The sequence below is a fragment of the Rhizobium sp. R693 genome (assembly GCF_002211315.1).
Classification (GTDB): Bacteria; Pseudomonadota; Alphaproteobacteria; order Rhizobiales; family Rhizobiaceae; genus Rhizobium.
Genome location: NZ_LOKY01000034.1, coordinates 278,537 through 299,980, shown reverse-complemented (window position 1 = coordinate 299,980; position 21,444 = coordinate 278,537). Strand labels below are relative to the sequence as shown.

Genomic DNA, 21,444 nt, shown 5'->3' with positions numbered 1-21,444 from the left:
CGGGTGCGGTCATCAAAGAAACATTGAGAGGAGAATGACCAATGAGTAAAGAACTCGACGGCAAGATCGCCGTCATTACCGGTGCGGCTTCAGGAATCGGCCTGGCTACCACGAAGGCGCTGGCTGCCGCAGGTGCCACGGTGGTGATGGTGGACCGAAACAAGGGAGCGCTGGACAAGCTCGTCGGCGAGATCCCGGGCCGAACCATCGCGCAGGTGACGGACCTGCTTGATCCGGAAAGTTGTGCCGCAATGGTTCCGGAAATCATCGAGAAGGCTGGGCACATCGACATCCTCTACTGTAACGCCGGCACATATATCGGCGGAGACCTTGTCGACACGGACGCAGCGACGATCGACCGGATGCTGAATCTCAATGTCAATGCGGTTATCAAGAATGTTCACGCCGTGCTGCCCCACATGATTGAACGCGGAACAGGCGACATCGTCGTCACGAGCTCGCTGGCTGGCCATGCCGCCATCAAACACGAACCCGTCTACTCGGCATCGAAGTGGGCCATGACTTGCTTTACGCAGACGACCCGCCGCCAGGTGAACAAGCATGGCATTCGCGTGTCCCAGGTGTCGCCGGGCCCCGTCATTTCGGCGCTGCTCGACGACTGGCCGAAGGAGCAGCTTCAGGCGGCAAAGGATGCAGGCGCGCTGATCGAGCCTAGCGAAGTTGCCGATGCCGTCATGTTCATCCTGACAAGACCGCGGAATGTCACCATCCATGACGTCATGGTGCTGCCGACGAACGTTGACGCCTGATCAATAGAAGGGGGTTCGTCTCAGAAAATGGATATCCCGATGAGTCGGATTGGGATCACGGCGACAGTGATCGGGGTATCCGCCGCAACGCGCTCAGTCGTTCCAGTGTACTGCCTTGAGGAACTCGTCGCGGGTCAGGCCGCATAGTGCAAACTCGCCTCGCCGGAGCGTCGCTCCGAGATGTTTCGCCAACCCAGGCCCGGCAAGAAAGAATATGTGGGGACCTATATTGAAGAAGACGTGTGCGGTGGCGCGCTTCCATTTTTCGATGAACTGCTTGTTCGGACCCGCCCAGTCCATGATTGCAAACGTCTTGCCGTCAACATCGACGACCCGCGATCGAAAATCGAGCGACATACCGAAGTAGGTTGCCAGAAACGAGCTCTCGTTGTGTATGTGTACAAGCCAGAACATCCTCCGCCCCCGACGATAGAAGGATCCCTTGCAATTCTTTCGTCCTCGCTGATCGGCGAATGCTGAAGCTCCAGAACGGTGGCACGTGGTGTTCCGTCGCCCACGAGGACGTCGGCGCGGTGAAGTTCGCCCGTAGTATGGTCCTTCAGCGCGATCTCGCGGCAGGAAATATCGAAGTGCTCCTTCCAGCCGAGATGCCAAGGCCCCTCCGGCTCGCTCCAAGGGTCGCAGTCACCGGCCTTGTGCCGCCAGTGTGCCACGTTCTCGACAGGAAGCACCGCAGTGAGAGTACCTCCGCAATCACGGCAGGTTGTGCGCTCGCCTTTCAGGGCCCGCGGACGTTTCTGATTCCCAACCCATGCGTAAAGCACTGCGCTACACCTCGATGTCCGAGGGCGATCGAATATTCTCGAACCTCTCAGCTTCCATCAAAACGCAAACCCTGTCTGATAGGATCCCTTGTCCAGTCGGACGATGCCGAGAAGGGTCCATTGCCGAGGTCGTTTTGCGATCGTTCCGAGCACGAGGACAACACCCTTTTCCATGTATTCCTTCTCGTATTTCTCCGTGAGCCTGCGAAGTGCGTTCTCTTCGCCGTAATCCCTGCTCCACTTGTAGAATGTCGCGTGCGTCTCCCAGTCGCCGCACTGGTGCGTATGGGTGTTTCCCTCCTGATCGGAGAAGGCGAAACTGAGCGCGAACGGCGTCGGCTCGAAGGCCTGAACATCCTTGTCGAGCATGTTTACCTGGCGCGCCGCGGTCACGTAGGCAGCCTTCTCCGCCGCAATGATTTGCGGTCTCTTGCGGCGATATTTGAAACGAAGCGATGTTGGCCGGATCGCTGTCAGCGATCGGCCCAGCGCGGCGGCAGCTTCAACCGTGGGTGTGATAAGCGGCTCGATGAGAGCCTGCTTGTCCGAGGGACGGCACGGACCGTGATTGGTGAGTGTCCCCTGGAGTACCTTGCAGCTCTCCGCTCGCTTGTCGTGCGGGTTCGCGACGTAGGCAAACGAGACGTTGTCCCAGCGGTCGAATGTTTCCCCACCATGGCGATATCGGATAGGGTAGAGACGCTTCCACTCGCCGGCCGATGTGACCCCGGCGCAGCAGACGGTTTCAGAGTGGCCGCTGCTCGGGCGTGGTAAGGCCTTTACCAATATCGTGACGCGGGACTCTTTCCGGGTGGAGTTCATACCGATCCTTCTTGTCGACAAACAAGTCAAAGCAAGAGAATCCATATTCTTTAAGTTGAGTCGCCACAATCTTCCGATGGCAAGTAATGGGGTCGTGCTCGTAGCACATCAGGCAGGTTAATTCTGACTGTGCGATCGCCGCTACTTCCTCTACTGCCCGCTGGGCTTCAGCCGTTGCAAGATGGGCGCCGAAAATCCTTCGAAATGAATCGTAGTCGCCGGCCCTTGCGGCCTCGCGTCCCGGCTTGGGGTCGCCAAGGTCCTTCGCGTGCACGTACCGGATACCATGTTTCTCAAGACGAGCGGCAAGGCCGTTCTTGGAGAAGCCCTTCTTCCTCGAGACCGTGACGGCCCGGACATCGACAAGGACTCGTACTCTGGCCACCTCGAGAGTTGCCACGAAATCATCGATGGACGATCCTTCGTAGCCGATAGTCATCAGGCTTTTCATGCTTGCGTCCATTCCTTTCGGCAGGGAAGGCCAGCTATATGCCTCACCGATCTTGCCCGAGCGTTAACTCGCAACGTCTCGCCTTCAATGGTTTCGTCGCAGGAGATCAAGTCTGATGACGTTGTCCCCAATCGGACGGCGGCGAAGGGAAACTTCACTCGCGACCGACGAGTGCAAGATCGGGACGGTGAATCCTGTTCGATGACGATACGCCTTCCTCGTCGAAGTACTCCGGAAACTTCGCCTTGAGACCCGGCATCAGCGGAAAGATCTTCCGAAGGTGCTCGTGCATCGCGTCCGTCGCCGCTTGCGCATCTCCCTTTTCGATCGCATGCGCGATCTTCTTGTGCTGCGCGATGATCGTGGCCAAGCTGTCCATGTCCGGGAAGGTCAGCGTGCGGAAACGGTTCATGTGGAGCTTCGCGTTGCTGATGTCGGTCCATATCTCGGGGAACCCGACCGCCACGGCGATGTACTGGTGGAAGAGTTCGTCCGACTTCGCGAATCGCCCGAAGTCGCCGATTCCTGCAAGCGTCTCCTGCAGTGCGATCTCGTCCTTGAGTTGCTTGGACAGCTCTGAGCGATTTTCGAGAAGACAGGCCTTCTGAAGAAGGCCGACCTCGACGCACTCGCGAAGGAACTGGGAGTGCTCGAGATCCTTGACGCGAAGCGGAGCGACGATGGATCCGCGCTGTGCGTAGATATCGACGAGGCCGACAGTCGCCAGTCTGGCGAGCGCTTCGCGCACGGGAGACCGGCTCACATGCAGCGCATCGGAGACTGCCTTCTCTGAAAGCAGTGCATATGGCTTCAGCTTGAAGGTGATGATGAGGTTGAGAAGGATTTCATAAACTTTGCCGTACGCGGAGGGCGCCGGCGCGTCCTCGCGGATATTCAGACTTCCCAACGCCATCAAAGGTTCTCCAAGTCGCATCACCCAGCCTTCATCTTTATCGCATTGGGAGACACCGGTCTAACGGATAAATCCCGGTTTTCAGGTGGGAGCCAGACATGGCTTTGACGCGCCCTGTCCAACCGGGCAGGGCGCGTCGATAGTTTCAGTAGCCCTTGGCGATGCTTCCCTTAGCCTGTTCGGCCCCGACATGTGCACGATAGGAGGCGACCTCCTGCTGGCCGAACATCCGGAGGATTGAAATGTCGCTCGACGGGATCACCAGATCGAAGCCCTCGTCCAGGAGCTTCTGCCAGGATCTTCCGGCACTCGGGACAGTTCCGATCTTCTTGCCAGCCGCCTTCGCGACCGCAAGGACTTCATCCACAAGTGCGTTCACTTCCGGATGGTCCAGATCAAGTATGTGACCCGAGTCGGCTGCGAGATCGTTGCGGCCGATGAACAGCATGTCCACGCCGTCGATCTCGGCGATCGCCTTCGCGTTCTTCACGCCGAGAACGGTCTCGATCTGGCAGATCACCAGCGTGTGATCGTCGACGGTGTCCACGTAGCGCTCGTTGATGCCGTAGTCCGATCCTCTGGCGATGCCTACGGCGAGGCCCCTGACGCCTTTTGGAGGGTAGCGGCATGCGGACACAACGGCCTGTGCGGCCTCAGGCGTTTCGACCATCGGCACCATGATTCCGTCGGCGCCCTGATCCATCAAGGTCTTGATGATCACCGGGTCGTTGGCTGGCAGACGGATAAGCGAGGCGGCACCAGTCCCGCGGGCGGCCCGCATAACGTTTGCCGCGTCGACCACCGAACCGAGGCCGTGTTCCATGTCGATCATCAGGATGTCGTAGCCGCAGAGACCCATCATCTCGGCGACTGCGGGGTTGAACAACTGGATCCAGCATCCGAAGAGCGACTTGTTGTTCGAGAGGGCAGCTTTAGCTGTGTTCGGTATCACTTTTGGAACTCCTGTCAGAATGTCGGTCAGCGGGCCGAGTAGCCGCCGTCGACCATGAGGATCTGGCCCGTTACGAAGGAACTTGCCGGAGAGCAAAGGAAGACGATCGAGTCCGCGACCTCATCGGGCTCGGCCCATCGGCCGAGAGGATGCGCAGCCTTGATTTCGGCCATACCCGCTGCCGGATCTGCCAAGCCGTCAAGATATTTCCGAAGGAAGGGCGTGTCGATGGAGCCGGGACCGACTGCGTTCACGCGGATACCGCTACTTGCGTAGTCGATCGCCATCTGACGAACGAGCTGGAGGAGCGCCCCCTTGCTCGCGCAGTAGGCGGCCTGCGAGGGTAGGCCTACGACGCTGGAGATCGACCCAGTAGCGACGATGCAGCCCTTGCCGCTCTTCATCATTCCGGGGAGGGCGCGCTTGGACATCAGGAAGAATGACTTGGCATTTGCGTCCAGCACGCTGTCCCACTCGTCTTCAGACGTTTCATGCACGGACTTCGAGATGATGAATCCTGCGTTGCTGACCAGCGTGTCGACTGTTCCAAAGCGCTTCTCGGCGACTTCATAAATACGGTCGACGTCTGCGCTCTTCGTGACGTCCGCCACGACGGTCTCGATGTTGGCCGAACCGTTTTTCAGCTCGCTCACGGCATCGGTGATGTCCGTTGCGCACACGTTTGCGCCGAGTTCGAGTAGCTTGGCCACGACGGAGCGGCCGACGCCACCCGCGGCACCGCTGACCACGACGTTAGTTCCATTGAGCGACTTGATCATGTTCTTTCCTCCTTTGACTTTCTGGAAGAGTACCATCGTGGTCACCGCTTCCCGCATCAGGCGGGAAAGATGACGCCCTTTTTCAGTACGATGTTGCCGTAGAGCCTTGCCTCGCTCGTCTGCACGATCGCGTAGGCCTTGTTTGCGCGCGGATAGAAGTCGGGCTTCTTGACGACTGAGAGGCTCATCGCGGGCTCGTGCTTCTTGATGATCGCCTCGAAGTCCGCAAGGATTGGCGGCAGTTCGGGGACTTCGCCGACGACGTCCATGCCGACCGCTGGATCCTTAACGAACGTGTCGAGCGGCATGACGCTCAGGATCGCGTCGAGAACGTCCGTGGCAGAGTGACCGTCGAGACGGACGAGCTTCGGGCCGGCGCTTTCGCCGGGATAGTTGCCGTCGACAATGCTGATCTCGTCGCCGTGTCCCATGGCCTGCAGGACATGGAGAAGCTGCGGTGTCAGAAGATTGGAGATACCCTTGAGCATGGCTGTTTCCGGATGACTTTCGTTAGGCTTTCAGGATCGACTTGGCGCCGTCGCCCAGCAGGCCGCGGGTAATGCTGCCGCTTGATGGGAGAAGGGGGATGAGGCAGGACTGAACGGCGTGGTAGAGGTCAGGGCGTCCGATGAAGACGCGGTTGACTGGACGAAGCTGCTCGTCAAGCTCCGGAATCCAGCCGCCAGTTCCCGGACGACGGTCGATGAAATAGTTGTTCACGAAGCCCCAGATTCTCCGGTACCACTCTTCGAAGCGCGGGTCGTCGTCGACTGCGCCCAGAACGGCAGCCGCGCACACGCCTTCGGCGCATGGCCACCAGTAGAGGTCGTTGCGGTCGGGGAGGTCGTCCCAGGTGAGCGTGTAGTAGAAGCCGCCGACCTTGTTGTTCCAGCCGGTCTCGACGGTCTTGATGAACAGACCCTTGGCCGCTTCAAGCATCCAGTCGTGTGTACGGCCTCCGAGTTCCCAGAGCTGCACGAGGAGACGGCTCCATTCGAGAGCGTGACCGGGCGTGGTGCCTTTCGGCCGGAACATCGGATCGCCGGCATAGTCGAGATCGACGGACCAGTCGCCACGGAAGTGCTCGGCGACGCGCCAGCCCTGTTCGCGCGCATGGCGGTTGATGATGAGCGATGCGATGCTCTCCGCCATCGAGAGCAGTTGTCGGTCGCCGGTCGCCTCATATGCAGCCATCAGGGCTTCCGTCAGGTGCATGTTGGAGTTCTGGCCGCGGTAGTCGCTGATGTCGCTCCAGTCGGCTGCGAACTCTTCCTTCGTCGCTCCCACCGATTTGTCCCAGAAGCGTTTGTCGAGCACCTCAAGGATGTCAGACATCAGGCGGTCCGCGTCGGGATGGCCCACCACCTTGGCTGAGGACGCCGCGAGAATGACGAAGGCGTGGCCGTATGCGAGCTTGTTTGGATGCGTCGCCTTCTCGTCGTCGACGCCCCAGAAGTAGCCACCGTTCTTCGCGTCACGATGGCGGTTCCATATGAAATCCATGCCATGATCGACATTGCGGTCAGCGCCTGGAAGGCCGAGCAGGTGGGCTACAGAGAAGCAGTGAACCATGCGGGAGATGTCATGCACTTGGCGCAGTGCACCCACGTGACCAGGCTCGGAAGGATTGGGCTGGCCGTCGTCTGCAAGTGTCGAGAACCCGCCCTTGGTGTTGAAGGCGGTGTACTGGAAGAAGTCGAAGAGCGAGCGAGTCTGGGAAAGCAGCCAGTGGCGATGTGCGTCGCGCTCGACGTAGCGGAGGCCGGTCATGCCGATCCAGCTAGGATTGGAGAGGTCAGTCATAGGGAATCTCGTGTTCGGTATGTTGGTTGACTTTTCGGGCGGCGGTCAGCCGACGCGACGTGCGAGGTTCCGGGCACCGTTAACCCGGACGTAGACGGAGTAGAGGCTCTGCGTCGCCGTTATGAAGATACGGTTTCGGTTGATGCCGCCGAAGTCGACGTTTGCGACGGCCTCGGGTATCTTGATCTTGCCGAGCAGAGTTCCATCGGGAGCGAAGCAGTGGACGCCGTCGCCCGCGCTCGCCCAGATGTTGCCCAGGCAGTCCAGGCGGAAGCCATCGAATACACCTGCGTCGCACGTCGCGAAGACCCGACCGTTCGACAGCTCGCGACCGCTCGCGGCAATATCGAAGACGCGGATATGGTGCGGGCCGTCCGGATCATGGCTCAGCCCGGTGTCTGAGATGTAGAGCTGCTTCTCGTCGAGGCTGAACGCCAAGCCGTTAGGCTTTGCGAAATCCGTCGCGACCGCGGCTATCTCGCGGCTTTCTGGATCGATCCTGTAAACATTGGAACCGCCGATCTCCGACGTGGCCATATGGCCCTCGTAGTCGCTGTCGATGCCATAGGTGGGGTCGGTGAACCAGATCGATCCGTCCGAGCGGACGACGACGTCGTTCGGCGAGTTGAGCTTCTTTCCGTTGTAAGAAGATGCGAGCACCGTGACCGTGCCGTCGTGCTCGCGGCGGGAGACCCGTCGTCCGCCATGTTCGCACGCGACGACGCGGCCCTGCGGGTCTACGGTACGTCCGTTTTGGAACCCGCAGGGTGTTTCGAACACTGAAACGGTGCCACTTACCTCGTCGTAGCGCATCACGCGATCGTTCGGAATGTCCGAAAACAGAAGGTGCTTGGCTGCGGCCACGTAGGCCGGGCCTTCGGTCCAGCGGGCGCCGGTCCAGAGCTTCTCCACGTGTACGTTTTCGAAAACGAGCGAAGTGAAGCGCGGATCGATGACTTCAAAAGATTCGGATAACATTTGGGTTGCCTCCTCCAGAGGACGATCAAAGTTTGGAAAGAGCCTGCTCGAAAAAGTCGACGCCGCCGAAATTGCCCGACTTGAGGGCCATCGAAAGCTCGCCACCCGCGAAGCCGACTGTTCTGAGAACCGGCACGCCTGGCGCGATCTCCTCGCCGATCCGGAAGCCGGGAATTTCGAGATGGTCGACGACTGCTCCGGACGTCTCGCCGCCCGCGACGATCAGTCTGCGGACGCCACTATCGACCAGCGCACGAGCCAGCCGCCCGGATGCAGTTTCGATGACGTGGCTCGCCCTCGGCCAGCCATACTTGTGCTGGATGTCGCGAACGACGGTGGGATCAGCGCTCGCGGCGATCAGTACCGGGCCCCCGGAAAGCCGTTCCCGCGCCCAATCGATGGCCTCAGTAACGTCGCCGTCGCTCGAGACGAGCCGATCCGAGTCGAGTCGGAGCACGGGCATGACCTTTTCGGCCTCCGCGATCTGCTCGAGGGTGCGGGCGGAGCAGCTACCGACGACGATGGCAGCGAATCCTTGCACGGATACGCTTCCGGATGCCGCTTCGGGATCCGGGGAGACTTCGCTCGCCACCGCGCGCGCAAGCCCGAGTCCCAGTCCCGAGGCCCCTGTCGAGACCGGGGACATGATGGCTATGCGGCCGAGTGCCTCAAGGTCGGACTCCGCGACCGCGTCGGCAATGATCGAGCGGGTGCCAGCGCCCTCGAGCAGGCGCAGCTTCTTATTGATCGCCTCGCTTCCGGCGCGGATCGTCGCAAGATCAAGTAGCCCGACGGAATCCTTGGACTGCTTTGCAAGGACCCGCACAAGATTCGCATCATTCATCGGATTGAGCGGGTGGTATTTCAGCGGGCTCTCGTTCAACGGAACTTCGTCGACGAAAAGATGTCCCTTGTAGACGGTACGCTTTGTTTCCGGAAAGGCGGGAGTGACCAGTGTATGACCGGCGTTCGCGAGGCTGCGCAACGCATCGGTGACCTGTCCGATATTTCCTCGATCTGTGGAGTCGAAGGTCGAGCACACCTTGTACATCACATGCCGGACGCCGATCGAACGAAGCCACGAGTACGCCTCGGTGGCCGCCGCGACCGCTTGCTCCGCGGGAACCGATCGAATCTTGAACGAGACCACGATCGCATCGGCGCCGGACGTGTCGAGCGACGTCGGCACGCCGATCGTCTGGATTGTTCTCAGACCGTTTCTTCTCCAGGTGTTGGCCAGATCGGAGGCACCGGTATAGTCGTCGGCAATTGCCGCTATCATTGCTGGCATGTCAGTTCCTCCTCTTAAACGGTTCGAACCAGGCGAGGCCTTGGAGCGTCTTTCTTGCCGGGACGTACTCGCATCCTACGAAGCCGTCGTAGCCAGCGGCATCCATCGTCTCAAATATGAAGGGGTAGTTGAGTTCTTCGCCGCAGGGTTCGTTGCGGGAGGGCACGCTTGCGATCTGTACGTGCCCAATTACAGGAAGCAGGCGTTCGAACGACCGGACGACGTCGCCATGCATAATTTGGCGGTGGAAAATATCGTATTGCAGCTTGATATTCGGAAGGCCGACCTCGGCGATCGTCTGCTCCGCGAGAACGAAGTCGTTCAGAAAGTAGCCCGGCATGCTCCGGGGATTGATCGGCTCGAGAAGCAGGACGAGGTTGCGTTCATTCAACCGGCCGGCTGCGTATTCGACGGCGCGCCTGTAGGATTTGGCAGCTTGGGGATCGTTCCTGTGTGCCAGGCCAGCCATCAGATGAAGCCGCGTCGCTCCTGTCGCCTCGGCGTATTCAAGACCGACCTCCACGCTGGCCTTCACGTCGTCGAAGCGATCCGGGAAGGCGGCGATGCCGCGTTCGCCGGAGTCCCAGTCGCCGGGAGCAAGGTTGAACATCGCCTGCGTCAGGTTCAGAGACTTGATCATGTCCGACAGCCGTTCAGCGGGGATGCTATACGGGAACAAACATTCAATGGCACCGAATCCTGCGGCCGCAGCCGCTTCATAGCGGTCGGCGAACGGAACCTCGTTGAACATCATCGTCAGATTTGCAGCGAACTTTGGCATGCGGCACAACCTCTCAGTTCTTAAGTTCGGGGAGCGTTGCGCCGGAGAGCTGGGCATAGATGCGTGCGACCGAAGAGTCGTCGTCCTTGCCCATTCCGGCGCCCGACGCGGCCAGATACATCTGCAATGCCGCAGCGGCGATAGGAGCCGGGTAGCGTTCCGAGCGAGCCATGTCCTGGATGATGCCAAGGTCCTTCACGAAGATTTCCACCGAGCTCAGCGGGCGGTAGTCGCCTTCGAGGACGTGTGGCATCCGGTTCTCGAACATCCAAGAGTTGCCCGCGGATGCGGTGATGACCTCGTAGACGGTCGAGAGATCGAGGCCGAGCTTAGAGGCGAGGGCGATCGCCTCGCAGGCTGCCGCGATATGGACCCCGGCAAGAAGCTGATTGATCATCTTCACCGATGCACCGACGCCCGGCTTGTCGCCCAGACGGTAGACCTTCTGGGCCAGGGCGGTGAGTACTGCCTCCGATCTTTCGAATGCTTCAGGCTCGCCAGAGGCCATAATGGTGAGCTCGCCAGCGGCCGCTCGCTTCGCCCCGCCTGAGATAGGCGCGTCGAGAAACAGAACGTCCTTCTCCTCCGCCCTTGCGGCAAGGCGCTCTGCGTCTGCAGGTGACATCGTCGCTGAAGAGATGAACACCGAACCCGGCTGCATGGTCTCGATCGCGCCGGCTTTCCCGAACAGGACCTGCTCGGTTTGGGCTGCATTTACGACGACGGAAACCACGATCGAAGCGCCATCGGCGACCTCGCGCGGTGTTGTTGCAGGCGTGCCGCCTGCCGAACGAAGACGCTCGCGCGCTGGGTCAGCGACGTCGCATCCCGACACTGCGAAACCCGCGCGCAGCAGCGACTCGGCCATGCCGAACCCCATCGAACCCAGACCGATTACGGCTACCTTCGTGGGCTCGCCTTGAACGCGACCGGACATGATGTCTCCTCCATATATTCTGACTGAATGGCACTGCGATCAAGCAAAGGGCTTTGAAAGAGTCTAGTACCATGGTAGTCGATGTAGTAATCGAAATCGGAGCGTTTGCCAAGCGGTTTCGGGCACAAGTTTGTACCCGGACCGTGAAGTCGAGGCGGACAAGCCGCCAGAACCCAGGAGGATAGGATGTCTGAAACCAAGCTGCGCGAGCAGATCTGCATGTACGGAAGGTCGCTGTTCGAGCGCGGATTAACTCCCGGCTCCTCGGGAAACATCTCCGTGCGGCTGCCCGATGGAGGATGGCTCGTGACCCCCACCAACGCCTCGATGGGATTTCTTGATCCCGCACAAATCTCGAAGCTTGACGGGGAGGGACGGCTCCTGTCCGGCGCAAAGCCGACAAAGGAGATCCCGCTACACAGCGCGCTGTACGAGACCGTCGCGGAAGCACAGGCGGTCGTGCACCTGCATTCGACGCATTCGGTCGCGATCAGCATGCTGCCCGAGATCAATCCCGCCGCGGCCCTGCCGCCTCTGACCCCGTATTACCTGATGCGTGCGGGGCTCACCGCGCTCGTGCCCTATCATCGACCGGGCGACCTTGCCGTGGCCGAGGCCATCAAGGGGCTCGCCGGAAAATACAGTTCCGTCCTTCTGGCCAACCACGGTCCAGTCGTCTGTGGCCGGGACCTGGAAGGCGCGGTGTTCGCGACGGAAGAGCTGGAAGAGACCGCGAAGCTCTATCTGCTGCTCCGGGGTCTTAACCCGCGCGTGCTTTCCCCTCAGCAAGTGGACGATCTCGTCGCGACCTTTGGACTGACTCTTCCCGAGATCCATGACCACGACCACGAGCATCATTAATTTTTTGTTTAGTAGATTGACTACCATGGTAGCGTACATTAAGACTCACCCCGCTCGCTGGAGCTCTCGCAGCCAGGCCGGCTGCTTCACCTGGGAGGTTCTTAATGCTGAAATTTTCGCGTACCCGTCGTGCCGTCATTCTGGCGGCACTTGCATCGACCATGATGGCGGCGCCCATCTCTCATTCCGCGGCCGCCGACGTGACCATTCCGGTCATCGTCAAGGACACGACTTCGTACTACTGGCAGATCGTTCTCGCCGGCGCCCGAAAGGCGGGCAAGGACCTTGGCGTGGACGTGCCGGAGCTTGGCGCCCAATCAGAATCCGACATCAACGGCCAGATCTCCATTCTGGAGAACGCCGTGACGAGCGGATCGAAGGCGATCGTCATCGCACCGACGGAATACACGGCTCTCGGCGCCCCGATCGACCAGGCTGCGAAGTCGGTTCCTGTCATCGGCCTCGATTCAGCACCGAACTCCAAGGCGCTGACGTCGTTCCTCAGCACCGACAACGTGCAGGGCGGCCGCAACGCGGCCGATGCTCTCGCTGCGGCAATCGGTGAAGCCAATGGCGGCAAGGTCGAAGGCGAAGTTGCTCTGATCAAGGCGCTGTCGGGTTCGGGTTCGGTGGATGCGCGCGTCCAGGGCTTCGAGGAGCAGCTCAAGGACAAGTATCCGAGCCTCAAGCTTGTGTACGACAAGGTCGCTGACGGCCAGGCAGCAACGGCCCTCAACATGACCACCGACCTTCTGACGTCCAATCCGAACATCAAGGGCATCTTCGCGTCCAACCTGATCATGGCCCAGGGAGCTGGTCAGGCCGTCGCCGAAAACAACGTCAAGGACACTGTTGCACTTGTCGGCTTCGACAGCGACGAGAAGCTCGTCGGCTTCCTGAAGGACGGCGTCATCGATGCACTCATCGTGCAAGACCCGTTCCGCATGGGGTATGACGGCGTGAAGACCGCGCTTGCTGTCGTGAAGGGCGAGAAGGTCGAGGCGAAGATCGACACCGGCGTCAACGTCATCACCAGCAAGAACATCGCGGACGCGCGCAGCCAGGAGCTGCTGAATCCCAAGATCAACTAAGAAGACTGCCCCGCCCCCGAAACCCGGGGGCGGGCGCTCCTTGTTGACCATGACGCGCCGCGTCTCGTGATCGGTGCGTAGGAGTGTAATGATGACAACTGAAACACTTGCGCCTGCAGTCGCCGTTGCGCCGATCCTGGAGCTGCGAGGCGTTGAAAAGCAGTACGGAGCCGTTCGCGCGCTGAAGCCGCTAACGCTTTCCTTCATGCCCGGCGAGGTCCACGCTATCGTCGGCGAGAACGGCGCTGGAAAGTCGACGCTGATCAAGGTTCTGACCGGAGTCGTGAAGAAGACGTCGGGCTCCATGTTCTGGCAGGGCGGCGAGGTCAGCCTCGAGAGCCCGGCGGATGCGATCTCCATCGGCATCAATGCCGTCCATCAGGAAGTGATCCTCTGCCGCCATCTCACTGTCGCGGCCAACATCTTCCTCGGGGACGAAGTTCTCAAGGGCGGCTTTCTTCGCAAGAAGGAAATGGTGACGCGCGCCCAGGCCATTTTGAACGACATCGGCTTCGATATTCCGGCCGGCGCGCAGCTTGACTCCCTGACCATCGGTCAGCAGCAGCTTGTGGCGACGGCGCGCGCGTCCCTGCGCGGTACGAAATTCCTCATCTTCGACGAGCCCACGGCATACCTCACCCGGCAGGAAGCCGACCAGCTCTTCAAGCTCATCCGGCGGCTTAAGGCCGAAGGCGTGACGATCGTCTACATCAGTCACCGCATGGAGGAGATCTTCGAGCTTGCAGACCGAGTTTCGGTTCTCAGGGACGGCAACTTCGTCGGGACGAGAAACATCGGCGACACCAACAACGCCGAGCTTGTCACGCTCATGATCAATCGTTCGCTCGAGCAGATCTACCACAAGGAGAAGGTTCCTTTCGGCAACGAAGTTCTGTCCACGCGAGCACTGACCGGCAAAGGATTCGAGAATATCGACCTGTCGGTCCGGCAAGGCGAGATCGTCGGCCTCTACGGGCTGATTGGCGCGGGCCGCAGCGAATTCGCGATGAGCCTTTTCGGCCGCAATCCCAGCACTTCGGGCGAGATCCGGTGGCACGGAAAGCCGATCGCGATCCGGGACGTTCGAACCGCCATTGATCTCGGGATCGCCCTCGCGCCAGAGAGCCGGCGCGACCAGGGGCTCAATCTCAACCTACCGATCTCCCTGAACATCAATCTGCCCGTCTATGACAGGATCCAGCGTGGACCGACGCTCAATCACCGCGAGGAGATCGATCGCGCGGAAAGGCAGATCCGGGACCTTGCGATCAAGACGCCGTCACGGCGGTCGCTCGCGTCCTCCATGTCCGGCGGAAACCAGCAGAAGATGGTCATCGGCAAGTGGCTCAACCACGGCGCCGAGTTGTTCATCTTCGACGAGCCGACGGTCGGCGTCGACGTCGGGACAAAAGCAGAGATCTACCGCCTGTTCGGCGCGCTGCTGAAGCGTGGGGCGGCGATCATCGTGATCTCGTCCTACCTGCCCGAGGTCTACGAGCTGGCGGACACGCTGCACGTCTTCCGAACCGGAAAACAGGTCGGCACCCACGCATATCGTGAAAAGACAGAAGAAGAAATTCTAGCGCTCGCCATTGGCGTTTGACGCTGTTCAATCGAGAGGAGGAAGCCTTGGCAACCGTCGAATCCACCGAAAAACCCGTATCGAGAAAGAACTACAACCTGTTGTTCTCGCTAACGCTCGTCGGCCTTCTGGTCGCACTTTGCGTTCTTCTCAGTTTCGCCACTAACACGTTCGCAACCGGAAACAACATCGCCAACCTGCTGCGCCAGGGATCGATGATCGCAGTTCTCGCCATCGGCCAGACCTTCGTCATCATCACGTCGGGCATCGATCTGTCCGTCGGCGCCGTGGTGGGCTTCTCCACGGTCATCATCGCCTCCCTCCTTCAGGCCGGTTTCCCGATCTGGCTCGCCATTGTGGCCACACTGCTGGTCGGGCTTGCCATCGGTATCTTCCACGGCTTCGGCATCGTGAAGATGGGCCTGCCACCCTTCATCATTACGCTTGCGACCCTGACCTCCCTGCGGGGCATCGGCCTGCTGATGACCAATGGTTCGACAATCAACATAGTCCATCAAGGACTCGCGCAGTTCGCCCGCGACTCCTTCCTCGGCATCCCGAACCTGTTCTGGATGGTCGTGGTTGTCGCCCTGCCTGCCTACGTGCTGCTCGAGCATACGAAGTGGGGTCGCTATCTCTTCGCCGTGGGATCCAATCACGAGGCTGCGCGCCTGTCAGGCGTGAGCGTTCCGAAGCTCATCTATCTTGCCTACTGCGTGTCGGCGGTTTCAGCGGCGTTCGTCGGCGTCCTCCTGTCAGCCCGCCTCGGCGTCGGCAACGCCACGCAGGGTGACGGCTGGGAACTCCAGGCCATCGCCTCGAGCGTCATTGGCGGCACCTCGCTCTTCGGAGCCGTCGGTTCGGTCCAGGGGCCTCTCATCGGCGCATTCATCCTGGCGACCATCAACAATGGAGCGAACCTCCTGAACGTCAACTCGTTCTGGCAGAGGATTATCACCGGCCTTCTGATCATCGCGATCGTCTACTTCGATCAGTTGCGGCGCCGTGGGAAGTGAACGGCAAGTGCAGTAAGGTTCATGCGTGCCCGATGCCACATTCAATTCAAGATAATCACGAGGGGGAATAACCTATGGAGCAGTGCTGGCGGTGGTTTGGACCGGGCGATTCGGTAACGCTCGACTATATAAAGCAGGCCGGAGTGACGGGCATCGTCTCGGCTCTCCACGGCTACAAGGGCGGAGTCGCTTGGTCGCGCGACGACGTCTTCAAGAGAAAGCACGAGATCGAAGCCGCAGGCCTGCGCTGGTCCGTCTGTGAATCCATTCCGATGCCGACGGAGCTGAAGCTTCGCACGGGTTCCTATCGCGAGCTGCTCTCCGGATGGAAGGACACGCTCTCCCATCTGGCGGCGGCCGGTGTCGGCGTGGTGAACTACAACTTCATGCCCGTGGTGGACTGGACGCGGACCAATCTGCATTTCGCGCTCGCATCCGGAGGCTACGCCCTTCGGTTCGACATGATCGACTTCGTCGCCTACGACGTCTTCGTCCTCGGCCGCAAGAACGCTGCTGCAGACTATCAGACGGACCTCGTTGCCAGCGCGGAAAGGCGGTTCCAGGGGATGGATGACGACGCCAAGCGACTATTGGAGAAGAACATCATCGCGGGACTTCCAGGCGGCGAGGACACCTACAACCGCGACGGCGTCGCCCGGGAGATCGCCCAGTTCGACGGCGTATCCGCTGACGACCTACGGGCGAACCTTGCCGAGTTCATCAAGGAAATGGCTCCGGTGGCAGAGGAGCTTGGGATTCGGCTCGGAATCCATGCCGATGATCCGCCGTTCTCGCTTTTCGGCCTGCCGCGGATCGTGTCGACCGCCGATGACTTCCGGTTCCTGCTCAATGCTCATGAGAGTCTTTCCAACGGCGTGACGTTCTGCGTCGGATCGATGGGCGCACGTCCTGACAACGACCTTCCGAGCCTCGTGGAGGAGTTCGCTCCGCGGATCGCGTTTGCGCACCTGCGCAACACGACGCGCGAAGCAGATGGTTCCTTCTACGAGGCGGAGCACCTCGACGGCGACTCCGACATGGTGAGGATCGTTTTTGCTCTGATGGACGAGGAGAAGAGTCGCCGCGAGGAGGGCCGGGCGGACGCCCTGATTCCAATGAGACCGGACCACGGCCATCTGCTCGCGGACGACATCGCGAAGGTGGAGGCGGGCGTCAAGGTCAACGCGGGTTATTCCTACATCGGCCGGCTCAAGGGTCTTGCCGAGCTCCGCGGCGTCATGCGGGCGCACACCGTGATGGCCGGACAATAACTGTGTTCAACAGTATCGCATTGCAAGGAAACGAGAATGCTTGAAGGAAAAGTCGTACTCATCACCGGTTCATCGTCCGGTATCGGTCTCGCAACCGCCAAGGATGCCGCAGCCAAGGGCGCGCAGGTGATCCTGCACGGCTCGTCGAAGAGCAAGCTAGAAGCTGCGTCGGCGGCTGTTGGCGGTGCCCCGTACATCCAGGGGGATCTCGCAACATCCGACGCCGCCGAAAGGATCGCGGACGAAGCAATTGCGGTGCATGGCCGTCTGGATGTCCTTGTCAACAATGCAGCAATCTTCCCGCGCACCGAGCTGGAAGCGTCGGACGGTGAGGCCTTCGACCGGATCTTCGCAATCAACGCCCGATCGCCCTTGCTGCTGTCTCGGCGCGTCATCGCCCACATGCGCGACAAGGGGATCAAGGGCTCCATCGTGAACATCGGTTCCGTCAACGCGTATTCCGGGCAGCCGGATCTACTCGTCTATTCCATGTCGAAGGGCGCGCTGATGACGATGACCCGGAACATAGCCGATGGCCTCGCCATCGAAGGGATCCGGGTGAACCAGTTGAATGTCGGCTGGACGCTGACGGAGACCGAGATCGAGACGCAGCGCGCTCAGGGCCGTCCCGACGACTGGCAATCCAGCATCCCTCCGGTCTTCGCTCCCGGCGGCCGTATCCTTCTGCCTGAGGAAGTGGCCAGCCACGTTGTGTTCTGGGCGTCCGACATGTCGGCGCCAGTCACCGGGCAAGTCTACGATGTCGAGAAGTACACCTTCCTCGGCCGCAACGTAATGAGCCGCGTCGTCTGACGCGGCCAGTCACCGGAATCAATACCACACGCTTTTCTTCGCGCCTTGAGCGCCGGGGCGGAGCTTTGCCTAGCGACTAGGAGGGTCGGACATGAACAAGCTGGGAGTGCATGCATTGGTTTGGGAGGCGGGCTGGAGCCATGACGAATGCGCGCGGGCGATAGCGAATTCGGCCTCAGTGGGCTACGATTTCATCGAGGCTCCGGCTCTCGATCCGGCCTCGATCGACATCGACTTCACCCGCAGGACTCTCGAAAAGCATGGCATCGGCATCAACTTCTCGCTGGGGCTGGATGCCGAAAGCGATATCTCGAGCGGGGACGTTGAAAAGGCCAGGCGCGGCAAGGTGAAGCTCGAGCAGGCGATCGCTGTGGCGCGCGACTGCGGCGCTACGCACGTTTGCGGCATCCTGCACTCCGCCTTTCAGAAAAACACGATCCCGACCACCACTGGCGGCGTGGCGATGGCGGTCGAGGTCCTGCAGCAGGTCGCGGAGACTGCAGCAAGGAGCGGGATCACGCTCGGCCTGGAAGTGGTGAACCGCTACGAGTCGAACGTCTTGAACACGGCATCGCAGGGGGTCGAGCTCTGCAAGCGGATCGGAGCGCCGAACGTGAAGGTCCACCTCGATGTATACCACATGAACATCGAGGAGTCGGACGTTCCGTCGGCGATCAAGTCGACGGGAGAGTATCTCGGGTACTTCCACACAGGCGATTCCCATCGCGGCTACATGGGCTCCGGCACGATCGATCTGGCCGCCGTGTTCCGCGCGCTGGTCTCGTCGGGCTATGCCGGACCGATCACGTTCGAGAGCTTTTCGTCCCGGGTCGTCGGACAGCCCCTCGAGGGCATCCTGGGCATCTGGCGCAATCTGTGGGAGGACGGCCATGACCTTGCGACCCACGCGTTGATGTACACGCGGGCCCAGATCAAGGCGGCCCAGGAGACGCTGCGGCAGCCTGAGCGCAGCCGTCTGCCCTGAGGCGGGCCCGGCTTAGTCTCCCGCAGTCATTCAGAAAGTTCAGCCCTGGCTCGCGCGCGACGATCGCGCGGGACACCATTCTGTTGCCATTTGAAACGAAGGAAAGAGAGTTATGAAGTTTTCACGTCATCGTACAAGCAGCCGGTCGCTTCTCGTCGCGAGCGTTCTAGGTCTCGCCGTCGCGTCGGGCACGTCCGGCGGCGCCAGCGCCCAGGACGTCACGATCCCGGTAATCGTCCGCGACATTACCTCGTCGTACTGGCAGACCGTCCTGGCCGGCGCCCGCAAGGCCAAAACGGAACTTGGCATCAACGTTCCCGAGTTCGGCGTTCAGTCGGAGAGCGACATCAACGGCCAGATCGCCCTGCTCGAGAACGCCGTTTCGAGCGGAGCCACCGCTGTCGTGATAGCACCGATCGAGTACACCGCCCTCGGCGGGCCGATCGATCAGGCGGCTGGCTCGCTTCCAGTCGTCGGGATTGATTCTCCTGCAAACTCGAAGGCTTTCGCTTCGTTTCTGACGACAGACAACGAGCAGGGCGGCAGGCTGGCGGCCGATGGTCTGGCGGCAGCGATCGCTTCAGCCAATGGCGGAAAAGTCGAGGGTGATGTTGCACTGATCGTTGCCAATGCTGGTTCAGGCTCCGACGAGGCGAGAGCACGCGGCTTCCGCGAGGAGTTGTCCACCAAGTATCCCAAACTGAAGCTCTACTCCGACAAGGTCGCTGACGGTCAGCCCACAACGGGGCTGAACATGACCACGGACCTTCTGGTGGCAAAACCCGATTTGAAGGGCATCTTCGTCACGAACCTCCAGATGTCGCAGGGCGCGGGCCAGTCGATCGCGGAGAACAACTATCAGGACAAGGTCGCGCTGATCGGATTCGATAGCGATGACAAGACCGTCGGCTTCCTGGCCGGTGGCGTGATCGATGGCCTGATCGTTCAGGATCCTTTCCGCATGGGCTACGACGGCGTGAAGGCGGCCTATGCAGCCTCCAAGGACGAGCATATCGAGAAGAATGTCGACACCGGGGCCAATCTGATTACCACCGCAAACATGGGAGAGCCACGTCACAAGCACCTGCTCAATCCGACTGCGGAGTGAATCGCGAGGCATGTCGCGGACCATCCGCGGCATGCCGGCCGCTTCAACCAAAAATCACATTACGCGGCCATTGAAAGCAGGAGCGTCCGGCATGAAGACCCAAATCGTCGTTGTTGGTGGCGGGGCAGGCGGACTCGAGCTGGTCCGGCGGCTTGGAGCAAAGCTCGGCCGCGATGACTTTGACGTAATCCTGGTTGAACGAAACCGCACTCACATCTGGAAGCCACTTCTCCATGAAGTCGCCGCCGGCTCTCTCGATGCGAACCTCGACGAGGTCGGTTATCGCAGTCACGGGCATCGCTGGGGATACCGCTTCTTCTACGGCTCCCTGGAGTCGATCGATCGTGCTTCACGGCAGGTCGTCGTTGCGCCGCTTCACGACGACGACGGCACTGAGCTGATCAGCCGGCATCGCCTGCGCTACGACTACCTTGTGATCGCGATAGGATCGGTCTCGAACGATTTCGGCACCCCGGGGGTCAAAGACCAGTGCCTGTTTCTGGAGGACCGCGCCCAGGCCGACCGATTCCGGCAAAAGCTTCTCAATCATTGCCTAAGGGTTTCGCGGACCATGACCGCCGACCCCGCTGCCGACGCCTTCGTCGATGTTGCCATCGTCGGAGCCGGCGCGACGGGAGTAGAGCTTGCCGCCGAGCTCTACAATTCGGCGTCGGCACTCAAACACTACGGGCTGGAGGTGTTCGACGAATCCCGCCTGCGCGTGACGCTAATCGAAGCAGGGCCACGAATCCTTCCAGCTCTTCCTGAGCCGCTGGCGAACGCTGCGCATGCGGAGTTGGAGGCGCTTGGCGTCCGGATCCTGGTCGGCACCTGCGTGACAGCGGCAACACAGGAAGGTTTGTCCTTGAATTCGGGTTGCCAGGTGCCTGCCGACATCATGGTCTGGGCAGCAGGCGTCCGTGGCGCCGGAGTCCTTGGGGATCTTGATGGGCTTGAGGTCTCGCGAAGCAACCAGCTCATAGTCCGGCCGACACTCCAGACGACATTGGACGAGCGTGTGTTTGCGATGGGTGACTGCTGCTATCTGGTTCCGGCTGGACAAGAACGTCCCATACCGCCGAGGGCTCAGGCGGCTCATCAAATGGCGGCGACCGTCTATCGCAACCTTCTTGGAATCGTTTCCGCAAGAGACCTCGAGAGGTTTGAATACCGCGACAAGGGCTCCCTCGTGTCGCTCAGTCGGTTCTCAACGGTAGGAAGCCTGATGGGAAACCTGGTCGGCGGACGGATGGCGATAGAAGGACGGCTCGCGCGCGTCGTGTATCTTTCGTTGTATCGTATGCATTTGCTTGCGATCCACGGCTGGGCAAAAGGTTTGGCGCTGATACTCGTGGGCCACGTGAACCGGGTCATACGGCCGCGTCTGAAGTTACATTGAAGGTCGTTCGGCCTTCTGAACTTTCGCTCAAGATTGACACAAAGACGGCTCTACGC

At 60.6% G+C, this 21,444-nt stretch carries 22 protein-coding genes; 10 read left to right on the top strand and 12 right to left on the bottom strand.

All coding sequences use genetic code 11. From position 1 onward, the window contains the following. Positions 1-41 precede the first annotated feature (41 nt). Positions 42-770: an SDR family oxidoreductase gene (locus ATY79_RS22155; RefSeq protein ID WP_088704885.1), complete on the top strand. Its 729-nt coding sequence runs from the start codon at positions 42-44 to the stop codon at positions 768-770. Between the two features lie 93 nt (positions 771-863). On the opposite strand, the gene ATY79_RS31705 is transcribed toward ATY79_RS22155, so the two are convergent. From ATY79_RS31705 to ltnD, 12 genes are all read right to left on the bottom strand, one after another. Then, positions 864-1,184, bottom strand: a complete 321-nt coding sequence (locus ATY79_RS31705) for a hypothetical protein (protein WP_245312427.1) — start codon at positions 1,182-1,184, stop codon at positions 864-866. A gap of 428 nt (positions 1,185-1,612) precedes the next feature. Next, on the bottom strand, positions 1,613-2,377 hold the full coding sequence (locus tag ATY79_RS22145; protein ID WP_141105758.1) for a hypothetical protein: 765 nt from the start codon (positions 2,375-2,377) through the stop codon (positions 1,613-1,615). Next, the gene (locus ATY79_RS22140) at positions 2,301-2,828 is read right to left on the bottom strand and encodes a DUF488 domain-containing protein (RefSeq protein WP_088704948.1); all 528 of its coding nucleotides are present in this window, start codon (positions 2,826-2,828) and stop codon (positions 2,301-2,303) included. The genes ATY79_RS22145 and ATY79_RS22140 overlap by 77 nt, the downstream gene beginning before the upstream one ends. Positions 2,829-2,982: 154 nt before the next feature. Then, a complete protein-coding gene (locus ATY79_RS22135) occupies positions 2,983-3,741 on the bottom strand; it encodes a GntR family transcriptional regulator (protein WP_189638058.1) in 759 nt (252 codons plus the stop codon). A 145-nt stretch (positions 3,742-3,886) separates the two neighbouring features. Further along, positions 3,887-4,693, bottom strand: coding sequence for an aldolase/citrate lyase family protein (locus ATY79_RS22130; RefSeq protein ID WP_088704882.1), 807 nt, complete (start codon positions 4,691-4,693; stop codon positions 3,887-3,889). Between the two features lie 26 nt (positions 4,694-4,719). Beyond that, positions 4,720-5,472 (bottom strand): SDR family oxidoreductase, encoded by a 753-nt coding sequence (locus ATY79_RS22125; RefSeq protein WP_088704947.1) that lies wholly within the window; start codon positions 5,470-5,472, stop codon positions 4,720-4,722. Between the two features lie 56 nt (positions 5,473-5,528). Next, positions 5,529-5,960 (bottom strand): RbsD/FucU domain-containing protein, encoded by a 432-nt coding sequence (locus ATY79_RS22120; RefSeq protein WP_088704881.1) that lies wholly within the window; start codon positions 5,958-5,960, stop codon positions 5,529-5,531. Between the two features lie 22 nt (positions 5,961-5,982). After that, positions 5,983-7,275 (bottom strand): AGE family epimerase/isomerase, encoded by a 1,293-nt coding sequence (locus ATY79_RS22115; RefSeq protein ID WP_348627575.1) that lies wholly within the window; start codon positions 7,273-7,275, stop codon positions 5,983-5,985. A gap of 45 nt (positions 7,276-7,320) precedes the next feature. Next, positions 7,321-8,253, bottom strand: coding sequence for an SMP-30/gluconolactonase/LRE family protein (locus tag ATY79_RS22110; protein ID WP_088704880.1), 933 nt, complete (start codon positions 8,251-8,253; stop codon positions 7,321-7,323). A 25-nt stretch (positions 8,254-8,278) separates the two neighbouring features. Next, the gene (otnK, locus tag ATY79_RS22105; RefSeq protein ID WP_088704879.1) at positions 8,279-9,544 is read right to left on the bottom strand and encodes a 3-oxo-tetronate kinase; all 1,266 of its coding nucleotides are present in this window, start codon (positions 9,542-9,544) and stop codon (positions 8,279-8,281) included. Position 9,545: 1 nt separating this feature from the next. Beyond that, on the bottom strand, positions 9,546-10,325 hold the full coding sequence (otnI, locus tag ATY79_RS22100; protein ID WP_088704878.1) for a 2-oxo-tetronate isomerase: 780 nt from the start codon (positions 10,323-10,325) through the stop codon (positions 9,546-9,548). A 13-nt stretch (positions 10,326-10,338) separates the two neighbouring features. Then, positions 10,339-11,262 carry an L-threonate dehydrogenase gene (ltnD, locus tag ATY79_RS22095; protein ID WP_088704877.1) on the bottom strand — a complete coding sequence of 308 codons (924 nt, stop codon included), beginning with the start codon at positions 11,260-11,262 and terminating at the stop codon, positions 10,339-10,341. Positions 11,263-11,448: 186 nt separating this feature from the next. Between ltnD and ATY79_RS22090 the strand changes: the two genes are divergently transcribed. The 9 genes from ATY79_RS22090 (at position 11,449) to ATY79_RS22050 (ending at position 21,388) form a co-directional block, all read left to right on the top strand. Next, complete coding sequence (locus tag ATY79_RS22090) at positions 11,449-12,123, top strand: aldolase (RefSeq protein WP_088704876.1); 675 nt, start codon at positions 11,449-11,451, stop codon at positions 12,121-12,123. Positions 12,124-12,284: 161 nt separating this feature from the next. Then, positions 12,285-13,214, top strand: a complete 930-nt coding sequence (locus ATY79_RS22085; RefSeq protein WP_245312431.1) for an ABC transporter substrate-binding protein — start codon at positions 12,285-12,287, stop codon at positions 13,212-13,214. 91 nt (positions 13,215-13,305) lie between these two features. Next, positions 13,306-14,817 carry a sugar ABC transporter ATP-binding protein gene (locus ATY79_RS22080; protein ID WP_348627574.1) on the top strand — a complete coding sequence of 504 codons (1,512 nt, stop codon included), beginning with the start codon at positions 13,306-13,308 and terminating at the stop codon, positions 14,815-14,817. 26 nt (positions 14,818-14,843) lie between these two features. Continuing rightward, entirely contained in the window at positions 14,844-15,812 is a 969-nt protein-coding gene (locus tag ATY79_RS22075) for an ABC transporter permease (RefSeq protein WP_088704945.1), read from the top strand. 74 nt (positions 15,813-15,886) lie between these two features. Continuing rightward, complete coding sequence (gene uxuA, locus ATY79_RS22070) at positions 15,887-17,083, top strand: mannonate dehydratase (RefSeq protein ID WP_088704873.1); 1,197 nt, start codon at positions 15,887-15,889, stop codon at positions 17,081-17,083. Positions 17,084-17,119: 36 nt separating this feature from the next. Further along, positions 17,120-17,896 carry an SDR family oxidoreductase gene (locus ATY79_RS22065; protein ID WP_088704872.1) on the top strand — a complete coding sequence of 259 codons (777 nt, stop codon included), beginning with the start codon at positions 17,120-17,122 and terminating at the stop codon, positions 17,894-17,896. 91 nt (positions 17,897-17,987) lie between these two features. Continuing rightward, positions 17,988-18,881, top strand: coding sequence for a sugar phosphate isomerase/epimerase family protein (locus ATY79_RS22060; protein WP_088704871.1), 894 nt, complete (start codon positions 17,988-17,990; stop codon positions 18,879-18,881). Between the two features lie 112 nt (positions 18,882-18,993). Continuing rightward, on the top strand, positions 18,994-19,989 hold the full coding sequence (locus ATY79_RS22055) for an ABC transporter substrate-binding protein (protein ID WP_088704870.1): 996 nt from the start codon (positions 18,994-18,996) through the stop codon (positions 19,987-19,989). A 91-nt stretch (positions 19,990-20,080) separates the two neighbouring features. After that, on the top strand, positions 20,081-21,388 hold the full coding sequence (locus ATY79_RS22050; RefSeq protein WP_088704944.1) for an NAD(P)/FAD-dependent oxidoreductase: 1,308 nt from the start codon (positions 20,081-20,083) through the stop codon (positions 21,386-21,388). The last annotated feature ends 56 nt before the right edge of the window (positions 21,389-21,444 follow it).

Bases quoted from the DNA above. Each gene is read 5' to 3' on its own strand.
- ATY79_RS31705 (WP_245312427.1), bottom strand. From the start codon at position 1,184: ATGTTCTGGCTTGTACACATACACAACGAGAGCTCGTTTCTGGCAACC.
- ATY79_RS22155 (WP_088704885.1), top strand. From the start codon at position 42: ATGAGTAAAGAACTCGACGGCAAGATCGCCGTCATTACCGGTGCGGCT.
- ATY79_RS22115 (WP_348627575.1), bottom strand. From the start codon at position 7,275: ATGACTGACCTCTCCAATCCTAGCTGGATCGGCATGACCGGCCTCCGC.
- ATY79_RS22060 (WP_088704871.1), top strand. From the start codon at position 17,988: ATGAACAAGCTGGGAGTGCATGCATTGGTTTGGGAGGCGGGCTGGAGC.
- ATY79_RS22090 (WP_088704876.1), top strand. From the start codon at position 11,449: ATGTCTGAAACCAAGCTGCGCGAGCAGATCTGCATGTACGGAAGGTCG.
- ATY79_RS22080 (WP_348627574.1), top strand. From the start codon at position 13,306: ATGACAACTGAAACACTTGCGCCTGCAGTCGCCGTTGCGCCGATCCTG.
- ATY79_RS22140 (WP_088704948.1), bottom strand. From the start codon at position 2,828: ATGAAAAGCCTGATGACTATCGGCTACGAAGGATCGTCCATCGATGAT.
- ltnD (WP_088704877.1), bottom strand. From the start codon at position 11,262: ATGTCCGGTCGCGTTCAAGGCGAGCCCACGAAGGTAGCCGTAATCGGT.
- ATY79_RS22055 (WP_088704870.1), top strand. From the start codon at position 18,994: ATGAAGTTTTCACGTCATCGTACAAGCAGCCGGTCGCTTCTCGTCGCG.
- ATY79_RS22050 (WP_088704944.1), top strand. From the start codon at position 20,081: ATGAAGACCCAAATCGTCGTTGTTGGTGGCGGGGCAGGCGGACTCGAG.
- ATY79_RS22135 (WP_189638058.1), bottom strand. From the start codon at position 3,741: ATGGCGTTGGGAAGTCTGAATATCCGCGAGGACGCGCCGGCGCCCTCC.
- ATY79_RS22110 (WP_088704880.1), bottom strand. From the start codon at position 8,253: ATGTTATCCGAATCTTTTGAAGTCATCGATCCGCGCTTCACTTCGCTC.
- ATY79_RS22120 (WP_088704881.1), bottom strand. From the start codon at position 5,960: ATGCTCAAGGGTATCTCCAATCTTCTGACACCGCAGCTTCTCCATGTC.
- ATY79_RS22085 (WP_245312431.1), top strand. From the start codon at position 12,285: ATGATGGCGGCGCCCATCTCTCATTCCGCGGCCGCCGACGTGACCATT.
- ATY79_RS22125 (WP_088704947.1), bottom strand. From the start codon at position 5,472: ATGATCAAGTCGCTCAATGGAACTAACGTCGTGGTCAGCGGTGCCGCG.
- ATY79_RS22145 (WP_141105758.1), bottom strand. From the start codon at position 2,377: ATGAACTCCACCCGGAAAGAGTCCCGCGTCACGATATTGGTAAAGGCC.
- otnI (WP_088704878.1), bottom strand. From the start codon at position 10,325: ATGCCAAAGTTCGCTGCAAATCTGACGATGATGTTCAACGAGGTTCCG.
- otnK (WP_088704879.1), bottom strand. From the start codon at position 9,544: ATGCCAGCAATGATAGCGGCAATTGCCGACGACTATACCGGTGCCTCC.
- uxuA (WP_088704873.1), top strand. From the start codon at position 15,887: ATGGAGCAGTGCTGGCGGTGGTTTGGACCGGGCGATTCGGTAACGCTC.
- ATY79_RS22065 (WP_088704872.1), top strand. From the start codon at position 17,120: ATGCTTGAAGGAAAAGTCGTACTCATCACCGGTTCATCGTCCGGTATC.